Origin of the sequence: Halogeometricum pallidum JCM 14848 (assembly GCF_000337095.1) — an archaeon.
Lineage (GTDB): Archaea > Halobacteriota > Halobacteria > Halobacteriales > Haloferacaceae > Halogeometricum > Halogeometricum pallidum.
The window spans coordinates 1-15,459 of sequence record NZ_AOIV01000035.1 but is presented as its reverse complement, the minus strand read 5'-3'; the positions used below and the strand labels follow the sequence as shown (position 1 = coordinate 15,459).

The 15,459-nt window shown below is 55.6% G+C and carries 7 protein-coding genes; all 7 read left to right on the top strand.

Annotated elements, in window-relative coordinates; translation table 11 throughout:
- Window positions 1-477: 477 nt before the first annotated feature.
- The 7 genes from C474_RS13420 to pglX all read left to right on the top strand — a co-directional run bounded on the left by C474_RS13420 (window position 478) and on the right by pglX (window position 15,414).
- Complete coding sequence (locus C474_RS13420; protein WP_049916988.1) at window positions 478-1,242, top strand: BrxA family protein; 765 nt, start codon at window positions 478-480, stop codon at window positions 1,240-1,242.
- On the top strand, window positions 1,242-4,973 hold the full coding sequence (locus tag C474_RS13415) for a hypothetical protein (protein ID WP_008387702.1): 3,732 nt from the start codon (window positions 1,242-1,244) through the stop codon (window positions 4,971-4,973). The genes C474_RS13420 and C474_RS13415 overlap by 1 nt, the downstream gene beginning before the upstream one ends.
- Complete coding sequence (locus C474_RS13410; RefSeq protein WP_008387701.1) at window positions 4,970-5,557, top strand: BREX protein BrxB domain-containing protein; 588 nt, start codon at window positions 4,970-4,972, stop codon at window positions 5,555-5,557. Before C474_RS13415 ends, C474_RS13410 begins: the two co-directional genes overlap by 4 nt.
- Window positions 5,554-9,366, top strand: coding sequence for a hypothetical protein (locus tag C474_RS13405; protein WP_008387699.1), 3,813 nt, complete (start codon window positions 5,554-5,556; stop codon window positions 9,364-9,366). Before C474_RS13410 ends, C474_RS13405 begins: the two co-directional genes overlap by 4 nt.
- A gap of 44 nt (window positions 9,367-9,410) precedes the next feature.
- A complete protein-coding gene (locus tag C474_RS13400; RefSeq protein WP_008387697.1) occupies window positions 9,411-10,142 on the top strand; it encodes a hypothetical protein in 732 nt (243 codons plus the stop codon).
- Between the two features lie 49 nt (window positions 10,143-10,191).
- Entirely contained in the window at window positions 10,192-10,983 is a 792-nt protein-coding gene (locus C474_RS13395; RefSeq protein ID WP_204366091.1) for a hypothetical protein, read from the top strand.
- Between the two features lie 1,404 nt (window positions 10,984-12,387).
- Entirely contained in the window at window positions 12,388-15,414 is a 3,027-nt protein-coding gene (gene pglX / locus C474_RS21525) for a BREX-5 system adenine-specific DNA-methyltransferase PglX (protein WP_083862025.1), read from the top strand.
- Window positions 15,415-15,459: the final 45 nt, after the last annotated feature.

Below are 15,459 nucleotides of genomic sequence, written 5' to 3'. Positions count from 1 at the left end.
AGGTCAAACCACATTCATGCCTGTTAGGCGGAGGTAACAGTGTGTAACAGCGTGATTTGTGTATCTACATTTTGAGGTCTACTAAATCACCATGCTGGTAGCAAGAACGTACGTTACGGTCTGTTACTCGTGAGTGCAAAGGTTCATATTCAGGGTATCTGATATACTACTAATGTATCGGTTTACCCCAAGCGAGATCGATCGTGAACGGGCCCAGCATCAGTCAGCCATCCAAGGTGCTGACGACTTAGACCGAAAGCGTATCGGTAACTTCGGAGAGCTCGCGTTCCACGAGTTCTGTTGTGAGGCTCTGATTGGGGAGCCAGTGGTAACGTAGACTTGACTACCATGGCCCTCCGCCGTAGACGAAATATAAAGTACATCGATTCAGTCTACCAACGTATGACTCCCGTATCTGATGGCGGCGGCTCTCCACTTCCGTCGCTGTCTCGCCAGCTCCCACCGGGAGACGTGAACATGGATCTAACTATGTGTGGTCTGCTTGTCGAGCGAGCCGAGGAACTCGCACGACTCTACGCTGAGCATGGAAACTGGAACGAGGTCAAAGAGATCTGGTTCGATGAGCGGCTATCGAACCGAAGCACACGGGGCAGCTCCCAGAAGATCTACCGTGTGCTGACGTCGCGGTTCAAGAACGCTCCCACGGCGCTCCCGAATCCAAGCATTCTGCCGACGATATTCGACGAGTGTCAGACGACTCGTGACAAAGCACAGATCCTCTATCTCTACCTTGTTTCGGACGATTCGCTTGTTCGGTACGTCGTTCACAAATACGTCGCCCGCCTCGCAGAAGGCAAACCGGATCCGCTCAACTTCTCAAACGAGACGCTTGTCAATATCCTCACTCAACTCAAATACTCCGACGGAGACTCCTTCGACTACGCGGAGTCGACGACCGAGCGGTGGTGCGAGGGCTTTCGATCAGTGATGCGTGAGATCGGGGTGCTCGACGGGCAGCAATCGGTCGTTGGTGCGTCTCCGTCGATAGGCGATATCTCGTTGCTCGTCGCGATGGACTACTCATACGAGAGCGACGGCGATGAGTGGCTCACTGCGCCGCGCGGGTTACTCTATCTCTTCCAGCCCGAGAACCGTTGGGGAGAGCTCTTTGACCGGGTTGCGAGCACTAACGCCTGGGAGTACGTTGAGCTGCAGGGCGCTCTCGACGTACGTCCTAGTGATCAGCCGTACTCGTGGGTACACGATAGAGGTGAGAACTAATGGTCAACGCGAACTGGTTCGAAGACCTCCCAGACGATTTCGAGGAGTCCGTCCGTATCGACCGGCACGAGCAAGGGGACGAGCAAGAGCACCGCCAGCAGGCGATCCGGTCGTACCATATGACTACCGACTCCCGCCGGTTTATCGAGGACTTTGTCGACCGAACGCTTGGCCAGGCAGACGATATGCGGACAGGATCGAACTACTGGCTCTATGGCTACTACGGAAGTGGGAAGAGCCACCTGCTGACCGTCCTCGATGGACTGCTGGACACCGATTGGCTCGATGGAAAACAGAATGCAGTCTGGTCAGACCTCGTTCAGGCTTCTGGTGACAGAGAATTTGAGGAACTCAGCGATCACTGGCAAGCGATCCACGATGAGTACTACGTCATTCCAATCTCGGTCAACCTGCTGAAGTATCAGGGGCAAAAACAGCGGAGCTTCAGCGAGATCGTTCTGAGACACGCCCACCAGGACGCAGATCTGACGGGCGTTGATGATGGTATCTCGGAAGGCCTGTCCTCGCAACTCGACGTCGCCTACTTCGAGAAGTGGTTCCGAACGACGGACGCGTGGTCCGATCGGCAGGCTCGCGCTGAAGCTGTGTTTGATGATGTGACAACTGCAGCCAGCGAGTACAACTGGCAATCGGACCGTCTCTGGAGGGACGTCCAGAGCTATGGTGTACTGGCAGACGTCGTGCTGCCCAAGCTCTTCGAGGAGGTCAACGAGACACGTGATGGGTATACAGACCTGCAACCGTCCGACATCGACCCAGAGGAAGTTGTGAGCAGGCTGGAAGAGCTACGGGCCGAGCGGCAGGCAGAGCTGGGGAAACCAGTGAAGCTCGTGTTGCTTCTCGACGAGGTCAGCCTCTTCATCGGGACCGACTTCGAGCGACTGACCGAGCTCCAGACACTCGCAGAGAACGTCGACGACATCGGCGACGGCAACATCCAGCTAGTCGCGACCGCACAGGCGAAGATCGAGGATGTCCAGCCGAAGTTCGCTGCACACGGTGCAGACTTCAGTATCGTCAAGGACCGATTCCCCCACCGCTATCAGCTCCCCAGCAAGCACGTCGGCGATATCGCGAAGCGCCGTCTGTTCGAGAAGTCCGATATTGGGGAGACGGCAGTTCGAGAGGTACTCGACGACGCGTCGGTGAAGCCCACCGAGTCGCTGGTCTACAACGAGATCAAGCAGAACACGAAACCCCCGCTTGACAGCATCGACAACGAGGAACTCGTCGAGTTCTATCCGTTCCTCCCGTACCATGCTCCACTCTTCCTCGAGATTCTATTCAACCTCCGCCAAGAGGCCAGCGATCCGGCGAAGTCGATTTTCTCGGGCACGGCACGAGCTATTCTTGCGCTCATGCACAACCTTCTACAGACATGGGTCGAAGAGGGGAAGGAAGACCAGGTTATCACGCTCGTGGATTTCTACGAGTTGGTGAAGCCGGAGCTCAGAGAGATACTCAAACAGGATATGCGCGTCATTGAGGGTTCCGACGCGAGCCAAGGAATCAAAGATGAGGTGGGTGATGGAAGTCTGGAGGAGTTCGACCTCGACGTGGCGAAAGCCGTTCTCCTACTCCAACACGTCCACGATATTGTCCCACTCAATGAGGGAAACATCGCGGTCTCCGTGATGTCGGACCTCAACGGTCGATCCTGGATCAGTACCCAGAACCGAGTTGAGGAGTCGCTCGGACGCCTCCAGAAATTCATTCGGCCGACAGAAGACGAAACGGGGGCTCGGTACCGCTTCGCGACCCAGGAAGAGCGGATTATCTACGACGACACGGAAGCCAACGAGGACGACCCCGACTGGGACGCTGTACTGCAAGCGCTCGACGAGCACCTCTGGCACCGGATTACACAGGACTTCTCACTGCCAGAATCGGTCCCGTACGGCGACTCCGGTGATGAGTATCCCGTGGCATATGGATTCCGTCTCGATGGGACCGACTTCGAGACCACTGTCGACGCTGATGGTGGATTGGACGTCTCTATCGAAGTCCAGGGCGTTCGCCCAGACCACACCGCCGAAAACAACGATAAGGAGACCCTCTACTGGACGATAGACACGGACGGTCTGACCGACCTCCGGAAGCACCTCGTTAAATGGTGGGCACTCCGTGACGCGATTTCGACACACAATGCACCACCAGCTGTGGAACGAGACCTCGAGCAGCGTGCCAATGCTGTTCGAAGTAAGCTCGTCAGTGCGATGCAGAGCGGTTCGTACACGGTGAAAGACCGAACGGATATCAGTAGTATCTCCAAGGCTGTTCAGACCGCCGTCGACGTCGGATATCCCGCCGACTTCCACCCGATGATGCTGCAGGTGACCGACGATCGCCTGCGGGAGTTGGCGGAGCTCTCGACAGGAGACCCCCTCCCTGCATGGGCGCACACGATTCAGGTACCCTCGTCTGATCCGTCTGCAAGCCAGGGAAAGACGTCGATTCAGAATAACGTGTTCTCCCTCACAGGTCAGCAGCTGACAGACTGCGACGACGGCCTCAATATGAACACAGTCCTCGACGGAATCACTGCGAAGAAGCCGTTCTACGATGACGCTCGCCCGGCACTCTGTGCGATCATCTGGGGATTCTGTCGGGAGGGCCGTTTGGTTCCCGTCGACGAAGACGGGAATACACTGGAAAACTCGGTTGTCCTCGATCAGGACCGCCTTTCGACGACGAGGCTGAAACTCCTATCCGTTCCGAATATCGGGAAGCTTCTTGAAGAGGGAGGCTTCAAGGAAACGACCGAGACCGTCGCAGAGGGACTCATCAATCTGCAGGAAGCGAACCAGCAGTTACGGTCGTCGCTCATTGGACTGCAGGAGGACATCCAGTTAGTCCTTGATACCGACGTTCACTCAGATGCTGTCACTGGACTTCTCGATGCGCTCATCAAGGAGCTGGTCGATCGTATCGACACCACTGCTGACCGGTTGTCTGTCGTGAGATCACAGGAGGACGGGCTCGGAGACGCGATCGAACAGACGAACGACGTCCAAGAGTGGTTCGACGAAGTGAAAGACGTCTGGAACCGCCGACTCGGGTCACTCTACCGATTCGACGCACAACTCACGGTGGGCGACGATCGATTCGAGTGGGTCGACGAGGAAGCGCTATCGGCAGTCACTGCACAACACGATGCACTCGAAAACTTCGATGGGGGCTGGTGGACGACAGACGGATGGAATACTCTCGTCGCAGAGACCATGACTGATCTTAGCAAAGAGTTCCAGCGCTCGTGGAACGCCTACATCGACCGGCAAGGACTCACTGACCTCGTCGAGCGTATCGATTGCCATCCGTGGGTCATCCCAGCAACGGAGCTTCCACCAGGCGTGCAGGTCGCGATAGAACGTGAGTACATCACCCCGCTGCGAGAAGTACAGCGATGGTACGAGACGATCGATCAGGTTGTCGCGTCGCTCGCTTCGGACGACGAGGACACGCTGGTCTCGGCTGCTGATGACATCTCTGACATAGATCCGCTAGCCATAGCTACTGAGTATGATCTGGACGAGTTAGCGTCTAGGCTCGACCGACTCTCTGCAATCGTTGGCGACCGAACGCCCGATGAAGTCGATCAGATCGGCATGCTTCCGGACGACCGTCAGAGCATCGACCGGCACCTCGAACGTCTCGTCGAGAGTCGAGAGTTGGATATCGATGTGACGGACTCGGGGGTGATCATCCGATGACCGACTCACCGTATCGCGCGTTCAAGAAGAAACTTTGTACGTTCGCTGACGGTCAGGCCGGCATCCGGAATCCGTTCGTCATCGCGGCCGTCGACCCAGCGGTCGAACACCGCACTGCAGAGCGGCTGAGTGAGTGGGCGAGTGGAACCAACGAAGCACCCGCAATCGACGGGGGCACTGTACAGCCGATCTGGCTCGACGAGCTCCTTCCCAAGACGAAAGTGTACAACCTCTCGGTTGCACTCGGCGGCGAAACGACTCCAGAACGTATCGAGGGGACGATGCAGGACCGGCTTGCCGAAGAGCTGGTCCAAGAGATGATCTCGAACGAGATCGACGATGACAAACTCGAAACCCAGAGTCACATCGTCCTGCTACTCAATCTCGGCAGCCTCTACCCATTTACGCGTGCATCCGAGCTTCTCGACGAACTCGACCGGCGAAACGTCCGCTCGACGATCGGGATTCCTTTCCCAGGCGATGTCGTCGGTGGGAAGCTGAGCTTCTTCGGCGGCGACTCGCGACACTACTACCCAGCGCATCAGATCGACGGCCAGATCCGGGAGGTACATCTCCAACAATGAGTATCAGCAATCTATTCCGCAGCGATCCGACCCGACAGCTCGAAGAAGTCCAGAAGGTCAACGCCCGTGAACGGGCTGAGACCGACGTCGTCGAGTTCCATGAGACGGAGAGTGCAAAGCGCGTCCTTACGGAACTCGGTGACGTCATCGAGACACATCCGGGAGAGGCCGCTCGCTTCCTCTATCTCCACGCGACGTTCGGGTCGGGGAAGACGCACCTGCTGAAGCTCATCGGTCTCGTCGCCGATACCGAGTCCGAGTTCGCCCATCTGGGAACGGAACTCGCCGAGCAGTGGCCTGGCTTCGACAACCTCGCTCAGTCGATCGACGACTCACACGTCGAGCGTCTCAAACCGGTGTTCCTGAATCTCCTTGATCGGGACGCCTCGAAGGAACCGCCGCTCCCGTTCCTCATTTTCGAGGCGATCGGACGTGAGCTTGGCTATCCGACCGATCCCAACTGGCTGCTCGAGTGGGCTTGGACCGTTGATATGGAGTACGACGGGGTCTGGAATGCGCTCCAGACTATCGAGCACGACGGGCAGACGTTCGAGGACGTGCTCGACGAGCGTGCCTCGCTGCGGCGCTGGCTCTATGAGGCACTCCCAGCACTGTCGGAGACGACAGGGACCGAGCTCGACAGTCGGGACGGCGTAAAAGCGTCCATCGAGCAGGCCGAAGCGGAGGTCGACCCCGAGTCGTTCGATCCTGATGAGTTGGTCGAACGCGTCGAGACCGTGACTGCAGCACTGAACAAAGAGGGACCGCACACCGAGCTCCTTCTTGGTCTCGACGAGGTCGCGCTGTTCGTCGGTGACAGTCGACACCGCTACCGCGAGTTCGAGGAGACGATGGAAGCGCTCCAACATGGGCCGAATCCGGTCGTCGTGACTACCGGTCAGTACTCACTTCCTGCGACACGTGAGAGCCTCGTCGGGAAACCCTCCGAGGACCACTGGACCCATCAGCAAGTACTGCTCGAAGGTGCCGACACAGAAATCATCGTCCGGAAACGCTGGCTACAGAAGGACAATACAGGAAGCTCTCGGGTCTCCTCGCTCATCTCGTCGATGCCGGACCTCTCACTGGAGGCGTATTCATCCGTCGGGAGTGCAGACCCTGACCCGGTCGAATCCTACCCGTTCCGCGAGTACGACTTGACTCTGCTGCGGAAGGTGATGCAGGAGCTGATCACGCAAGGTCGAGCGACCGAGCGCGACTACATCCAGGGTCGTGCGTTGCTCGTCCTAGTGCGGTCGCTGTTCACGAAGTTCGGCTGGGCCAATACGGAGGAGGGTACCCTCGTTACGTGGGACGAACTGTTCGACCTGCTCGTCGAGGAGACGACCTACGTGCCGCTGTGGGTCCAGGAGATGCTCGAGAACACGCTGATCCCGACCTTCGATGGGAACGACGACGCGTGGGAAGTCCGTGTCTCGAAGGCGCTGTACCTACTGAACCAGACGCCAGCAGTCCCGGCAACACCGGAGAACCTCGGACGGCTGATGCTCGACAATGTGAACGCCTCAGTGGACCAGCGCGTTGAGGAGACCCAGTCGGCACTCAACACGCTCGTCGATAAGCGGAAGGTGCTCACGGAGACCAATGACCAGGGCGACGAGGTGTACACGCTCGTCTCGGAGGAACAGGAGAGTATTCTCAGTCGGGCACAGACGAAAGCCGAGCAGATTTCGCCCCACCAGCTCTCTGCGTGGCTCGAGACGCGACTCCGGGAGAACGATGACTTCTTCCGGAGCGACAACAGCCTCCACGAAGCCGACGTCGGCGACGAGCGGCTCGTTCCTCTCCGTTACGAGTACTCTATCCTCGACCCAGTGGGTAGAGCGCCAACCACCGAGTACGACGCCGTCCGAATTCGCGTTCTCGCTGACGACCCGGATACGGTCGCTGACCAGGTGGAGACGTGGCAGGACGTGAACGACGGACGCGACGGCGGTGAACACATCCTCATCGCGATCGACGTTCCCGAGACGACACTCGACAGAACTCGCAACGTCATCGGGATGGGGCAGGTGCTGGAAGAAGAGACCGAGAGTCACGAGGAGCTCGAACGGGAACACCGTACGGATAAACGGCGGCTCGAGTCTTCCGTGAGCGACCTCCTCGAAAATGCGTCTGTTCATACAGTCCACGACTACCGGGGTGAGCAACCAAACGTCCTTGCGGACGTCGTCGAAGACCAGGTGCAGGCGGTGTTCGGTTCGACTCGGAGAGTCCTCTCGCGGCCGCTCGTCGAGGTGGATGACGCGAAGGAGCTGGCGAAATTTTTCCGTGGAAGTGGCGACTGGCCGCTCGCGGATAGCGACGCCGTGATGCTCGGCGTCGATACGTCAAGCACAGAGATCGCGGACACTGGCTGGTGTCGGGAGTTCATCCACGAGTACGAATCACAGACTGCAGTGGACGTCGAGACGCTGCTCCAGCAAACGCGGACCGCGAACGGTGACTACCGAGGGACGCCACAGGAATCGATTGCGGCGCTGCTCATCACGCTCACGATGTCGAACGAGAAGGTCGCACTCAAGCAGGATACGGACTACATGACCGATCCAACGGCGATTGGTCGACAGGTCCGGACGAAGAGGGGGCTCACGTCGTTGCAGGTGCGGTTCGGTGTCGACACGGTCAATCCCAAGGAGATTCGAAAGGTAGTATCGACGATCCTCGGCCACGACCCAGAAGGCAGCGACCCTGACGCGTGGGTTGCCGAGCTTGCCTCCTGGGTCGAAACCAACAGCGTCCTCGTCAAAAAGACGTTCAAGGGTGTCTCAAGAGAGTTCGATGTGGCCCTGGACGGACTGGAGGCTGTTCTAGAACCGGCCTACAGTGGCGGCGATATTACCACGTCCGAGTTGGTCGAAGATGGCATTCAGTCCGAGGCGGAAACTTTCGTGGATGCACGCGACCTCTTCGCTACAGCGGACGGGAAGAAAACGCTCTGGTCGCAGTTCACCGAGATGCTCGAACTGCTGGAGGATCTCTATCCCAGTGCGATGATTACTGGTCGGATGCAGACGACTGCCGAAAGCGGGTCCGTCCCGACGAAGCCGACCGTAACTTCACGACTCACAAATGCAACAGGCCACCGGGTCGACGAACTCTCGACGCAGTATCGTCGGGTGACGGGAGAGTCTTCCGACTCATCGGACCCAGACGAAATTTGCGCGGGTCTCACCAAGTGGCTTCGCGATAACGAGTCGGAAGTTGGGAGTCTCCTCGACGACGCTACAACGACGTTCGACGACGTGTCGTTTGATGAACTCGAGTCCATATTCGAGATCACGTGGAGCGGCGATCAGCTCACCGAAGGGGAACTGGTTGGCTCGTCCACGCGCCAGCAGGCCGAGGATTACGAGAAGGTTCGCGAGCTTCTCGAAGGTGAATCAAGCCCGTGGTCAGAATTGCAGTCTGCCCACGATGATCTCCGGACAGATCATCCGGACTCGCCAACCACTGAGTCAGTTGCGACCGTACTGAACGCGTCGCGGCCGCCATCGCTCCAGAGAGTTCGGCAACTCATCGAGGAAGCGAAGAACCCCAAGCCGCCGGGGGCTGACGATGACGCGTGGGCGGAGCTTCAGCGTGTTGCCGAAGAGCTGCGTCAGGAGCTCCCGAACGCTGACATCACTGACGACGTGACGGGGTTAGTCGACGCAGACGACCGACCTACCGACGAACGAGCAACAGAGCTCCTTGACGAAGCAGAAGAACTGTTGGCGCGAATTCGCGAGGTCAAAGAAACGCTGGACGACGTCGATGACGGCGGTATTGTATTGATCGACAAATAAAACTCAGATGTGACTACTCTCAATCTCCGCCAGAATAACTACCCATGGACACCGCACAAATATGCACGGCAATCAAATCCTTCTGCGACGAGTTAGCGGTGCGTGCTCCAGAGGAGATCGAACCGCTCTTGATCGGTCATAAAGATCGGATCAGGGGACGAGATCTTGACCAGTCTCCCGAGCGCTTCGTCTCAGAGAACCTAGTCTGGCCCGTACTTCGAGCAGTTGATGTTGATTTCATCACGGAGGCCATTCTGCATGGATGCAACGGACGAGCTGACTTCTTGATTCGGAATACCTCGGAACAGGTGCTTGGTGAGTGTAAACCGCTTAACCACTACGAGAAGGCTGTGAAAGATCTCCGAGAGTATCTCTCCCATCGAACGACGGAGGCAGAGTACGGAATCGCCACTGATGGAATCAATTGGGTCTTCTTTCGAGAGCCCGACGATCGGCGGAGAAGAGTCCAAATGCTGGAATACCATTCGTTCCGCCATGCAATGTTCAATTACTGGATGAACAAGGGTACGGTCTCTCCGAACTTGGAAGGACACTACATCCACTGGAAATCGTCAGTCTGCAGAAAGTATGGGGAGCCCAACAGCCTTCGATCTATTGAGGTCCAACAATCTGCTCAAATATTTGCTTCCAAGTTCCGGCCACAAAACCTCGACAAACAGCTTCAGCCTGGCAGTTTTGATCGCACCTTGGATGACTTCCAGGGAGAGCAAAGTAAGACCCAGCGAGAGAACTGGGGATTGTCTGATTTCTTCTGAACTGATTAGCTCAATTAATGTTATCTGTCGAGGCCAGCCACTGTCCCATATGCCAAACCCGCTCTTCTCGACGTATACTCAGGGAGAGAACCGAGTCACGTCGACACTCCTGGCAATGCTGGAGCACGTCAACAGCCGATTGGCCGAAGACATCCTCGAAGCACTCACTGACGAATCGGATCTCTCGCTGGCGACGTTCGATAACCAGGTCACTGGTGTCGACTCGGTACCGGATGCAACCATTCGTGCATCCACAGCGCTATGGTTCGAGACAAAGACAAATCGAGATGCCGTCCGTCGAGACCAACTGGAGAATCATCTCCAGGCCCTCGACCAAGATCCATCGGATCTCCAGCGGCTGATCGTACTCACTCCCGACGAGCGCGTACCCGATGAGATACGGGCGATTGACGACGAACGGATCGTGTGGGCGAACTTCGATACACTTGTTGGGAGCGTCGAGTCGCTCTTGAAGCGTGACGTCGGCAGCGCGGAAGCGAGTATGTCCGTCCCGACCGAGCGCGAGGCGTTCCTTCTTCGAGAGTTCGTACGCTTCATCTACGACGAGTCACTCGTGAGCGGGAAGGAGGACCGTGTGCTCGTCGTCGCCGCTCGAAAAGCGTGGCCCGAGTACCACAAGTACGGGCTGTACTTCTGCCAGCCAAACCGCTCGTTCAAGCCAGTTTCACACCTCGCGTTCTACAAGGATGCGAGATCAAGACCACGGTCCCGAAGATCACTGGCTCGGTCGAGAGTATTTCACTGGACGAGGAGACGATTCGTGGGCATCCGGAGCTGTCCCAGCATCAGGAGGAAGAGCTTCTGGAAGCCGTGGAATTGATTCGAGAGAACGGGTCGGACCGGTACAACGAGACAGAGAAAGTGCTGTTCCTCGAGCCTGATCTCGAACTGGATCGAGCCATCCGCAACGACAAGACTGCGAGCGACTCGAATCGTACTGTCGCATTCGTTCAGGGTCATCGGTACATCTCTCTATCCACGCTCAAACAGAATCCGGCCACCACGACAGAATTAGAGGTATAATATAGCAAGAATCACATTTAATATTCAGATGACAGCATTTACTTATCATAGCGAAATTGTTCAAATATGATAAACGAATCGGGAGAGACTGTCTACCGCCTCAAAATCCAACCAGGCGGGACGGACAAGTCGGCGACACCCTACGATTTTTGTAAGGAAGAGGGGATCATCGGAATTGGCTGGGGATACAATCACTCACGGTTTGAGGAGCAAGAAGAGGAGTTCCAACCAATCGACGAGATCTCCGACACGGAAGCAGCGGTCGCTCGACATCGAGAAATCGAGGACATATACGTACGACGGAAAGACGACGATTACACGCCCTCACGAACGAAAAACAGCGGCGAGCTTCGAGCCTCGCTCAGATATATGATAAAAGAGGCCCAGAAAGGGGATCTCGTCTGGGTCAACGAGGGAAGCGAATTCGCGGTGTGTCGAATAGTTGGAGACTGGGAGACAGACCTGGATCAGAGCCCTCAGAAACAGAACAAGTACGCGCGAAACGACATCCGGAATTTCCGTAATGCAGAGTGGAAAGTCGTTCCGTACACGATGGTTCCCGGCTTCGTAAAACGACGGTTTGCCGGCCAGGGGTCGACTCTGAGCAAGATGCGAATCAGTGGTGAACGGAAGTCGATCACGCGATATATCTTCGCGATTGATGAGTTCGACGAAACTACGGATGGACTGGCTGCCTCTGTCGCATCGAAACTGCAATCTGAGGTGACTCAGGCGGATTTCTTTGGGATTCTGGGTCCGGACGAGGTCGAGGATGTTGTCCTCATGAAACTGCAGTCAAACGAGGAGGGATGGTCGATAATCAAGTCAACGACGAACAGTTCGGAAGCAGACATCGAATGCGAAGTCCGACGGGTTAGGGGTGGCGAGATCGAGCGTGCTTTCCTACAGGTGAAGAGTGGAAAGGCGAGCGTCTCGCCCACAGACTACGAGGAGAAGGCCCAATTTNAATTTGGGCATGTCTTTCTGTTTGCCGAGACTCCGCTCAACGTTTCTGACCAGGAGAACATGAGCGAGATAACACCCGAAGAGGTGTTCTCCTTCGCTCAGAACCATACTGGTCTCCTTCCCGATCCCGTGCTACTGAAACTGGAGGCATATCTCTAGTGTCATCTGAGAAGACCCACACGAGCGACAAGAACATTGAAGTCCTCACTGCGGATGGCATACACCAATACGATCGATGACAGGCGATTCTCTCTCTCAACGGAAGGCGCAACTGGACAAGGCTGAACGTGAACATCTCGAAGATGTCGTCGAAGATCTCCGCGAGCGCGTCGAGGACAACGTCCGGTTCCAACTAACACAGAAGGATCTCGATGACGAGCCAGAGGATTCTGAATCGCTGGACGAGGATATGGAGCAGCTCGTCGAAGCGATCGAACTCGAAGGCGTCGAGGGGCACAGCTGGGACGAGGCGTTCGAGAAGTACGTCACTGGGGTCGGGTACACGATAGTCAATCGTCTCGCCGCACTGCGTTGTATGGAGGTACGTGACTTCATCAACGAAGAGGTCACAGTCTTCAAAGAAAACGGCCTGACGCCAGCCGCAGAGACGCTCGTTCACGAGGAGTTCCTGCTGGAGGACGAGGCCATTCTCGAAGCGTACCACAACACGTGCGACGAATTAGCCGAGGAGATCGAGATCCTATTCGACCGCTCATCTGCCTACAGTCTGATTGACCCGGATGACGACACCTTCGAGGAATTATGTAGGATGCTCAACGACGTTCCCGACGAGGTCTGGCGAGCAGACGACGTGCTCGGGTGGGTCTACGAGTACTACAACACGAAACTGCTCGACGATCTCCGCCAGAAGGGTGACCGCATTGGTCTAGATCCTGAAGACGTTCCACCAGCGAATCAGTTCTATACGCCCCACTGGGTTGTCCGAATGCTCACCGATAACTCGCTCGGGAAGCTCTACCTTGAACACACTGGCGAGTTGCAGGACGTGGTCGAAGCCCAGGAGGAATTCAGTCCCGACGAGCGAAAGAACCGACCACTCTCGCCCAATGAATCGCCCGACATAGCTGACTTCTGCACCTATCTCGTCCCATCTGAGGAGGAAGGCAACCCGACTGACTTTGAGCACCCGAGAGAGCTTCGCATCATAGACCCCGCCTGTGGGAGTGGGCATTTCTTACTGTACGCCTTTGACGTGCTGGAGCGAATCTGGCGCGCCGAAACAGACCTTCCCCACGAGGAAATTCCGCGCCGAATTCTGAAACACAATCTCTACGGCGTCGACCTCGACATGCGTGCCTGTCAACTGGCAGCTTTCAATCTGTATCTGAAGGGACGAACTCGCACAGAGGTCGAAGAGGCGGACAGTTTCGACATGCCAGAGGTGGGTATCGTCTGTGCGGACTCATCGGTCGCCGATATCGATGGCGTCGAAGCAGTGTTCGATGAAGTGGCCGGCGACGACCAGAAGGTTGAGGACGCGCTTCGACGCATCCTTGACGCATTCGAGGAAGTCCACGGACTTGGAAGCCTGCTTGACGTTCGTGGTACGCTTGGCGACCTGTTTGAGGACGACAGCGATGTAGGTGGCGTGCAGATTACCCTCGACGATGATCCACGGCAGAGCCACACGCTCGGGCAGGTACTGCATAGCCTACGGGAGGCCGTCGACGAACACCGAGACTCGGACTCGTTCCTCGCACAGGACTTGAGAAGTTTTGTTCGGCTACTGGATATTCTGGCGCAGGATTACGACGTTGCGCTAATGAATCCTCCATATGGGTCTCGAAATCGGATGCCACGGAATGTTCGGAGGTATGTGAACGAACATTACAAATATACTTCGGAATTTTATATTAACTTCTTCGAGGTATGTGATAATTTGGTCCCAGATGATGGGAGAATTGGAATGTTAGTGCCCCGAACATTCCTGTTCAAATCCCGATTTCAGGATTTCAGAGAGGATTTCGTTGGAGATGAGGGGAGCTTCGACTTCCTTTCTGAATATGGCTTGGGTGTTCTTGACAATGCTACCGTAAGAACCGTGGGAACAGTAGTCCGAACAGGACGGAGACAACAATCTAAAGGGACGTTCATTCGTCTCCATGATGTGGACTCAGAAAACAAAGAAAATGTATTTTTGAACACAATAAAGGAACAATCATCCGATAATATCGATAGGTTTTTTGAGATCTCGCTCAACGATTTTAAGCGAGTCCCTCGAAATCCGATTTGCTACTCTACCCCACCAAGTGTCCGCTCCCTCCACGAGAACAATACTAAAATTGATGCCAAACCTGCCGAGATCGATGCGGATTCTGTTAGTGATGCTCTCGCGGGTCTTCAGACATCAGACGATGATCGATTTGCGAGATATTTCTGGGAGACGAGGGACTTCAAAAAGCATCGACCAATTGCTAAAGGAGGTGCCGCCGCATGGATCCTACCCAAAATTACAGAAACAGTTGAATGGGATGACGATGGAAGGCTGTTAAAACGGTCCAGTAAGTCCATTCGAACACGGAATGAGGAGCGGTACGGTGAGGAGGGACTGACTTGGACACGGGTAAAAGAAACGGGACGTCGGTTCGGTTACTTCCCCTCCAGTGGCCTGTTCAGTCACACTGGCTTTTTACTCATCCCTGAGGACCCAGATTTAATATGGAAAATGATGGCTGTCCTAAACAGTGACTTGTATCATTGCCTTTTCCTTTCGCTAACTGTTGAACGAGATTGGTTAGCAGGCGAAGTGGGTAGCGTACCCTGGCTGGAGGAATTGAGCGGTATCAAAGAACTTGATAAATTGGCAAAAAGGCAATACGAGCTGTCGATTCAGCAGAATACAACCGACCCTACAAGTCCATACTATATTGGACCGGGACTGCTTCCAGGAGACCGAGCTGGGTTTTTCTACGACCATCCGCATAACAAGAAATCAAAAGAGGTCCAGAAAGAAGGACCTGATTCAGCAGAAACTTCAGTCCTTGATGCGGGGATAGAGAACAGAAAGGACTCCCTCCGATTACAGATGGAACTAGAATCAATACAAAACGAAATCAATAATAAGATATACGACTCTGTCGGAATTGATAATGAAGTAGTCGAAGATATTGAGCAAGAGATTCACCTGAGAACTTCAAAAACCCCTAACGATCGGCAAATTCCTGACCCTGAAGCCGTTTCCCATTCTCAAGAAAACATCAGTACTTCACAAAGCCGCTTAGTCAGAACGTCTGCTTGCTGAGGATGTGCACTCCAACAAGCAAGCAGACACTGTGATTCACGAGGA

Excerpts from the sequence above, each read along its gene's own strand:
- C474_RS13420 (WP_049916988.1), top strand. The coding sequence starts at position 478 with ATGGATCTAACTATGTGTGGTCTGCTTGTCGAGCGAGCCGAGGAACTC.
- C474_RS13415 (WP_008387702.1), top strand. The coding sequence starts at position 1,242 with ATGGTCAACGCGAACTGGTTCGAAGACCTCCCAGACGATTTCGAGGAG.
- C474_RS13410 (WP_008387701.1), top strand. The coding sequence starts at position 4,970 with ATGACCGACTCACCGTATCGCGCGTTCAAGAAGAAACTTTGTACGTTC.
- C474_RS13405 (WP_008387699.1), top strand. The coding sequence starts at position 5,554 with ATGAGTATCAGCAATCTATTCCGCAGCGATCCGACCCGACAGCTCGAA.
- C474_RS13400 (WP_008387697.1), top strand. The coding sequence starts at position 9,411 with ATGGACACCGCACAAATATGCACGGCAATCAAATCCTTCTGCGACGAG.
- C474_RS13395 (WP_204366091.1), top strand. The coding sequence starts at position 10,192 with ATGCCAAACCCGCTCTTCTCGACGTATACTCAGGGAGAGAACCGAGTC.
- pglX (WP_083862025.1), top strand. The coding sequence starts at position 12,388 with ATGACAGGCGATTCTCTCTCTCAACGGAAGGCGCAACTGGACAAGGCT.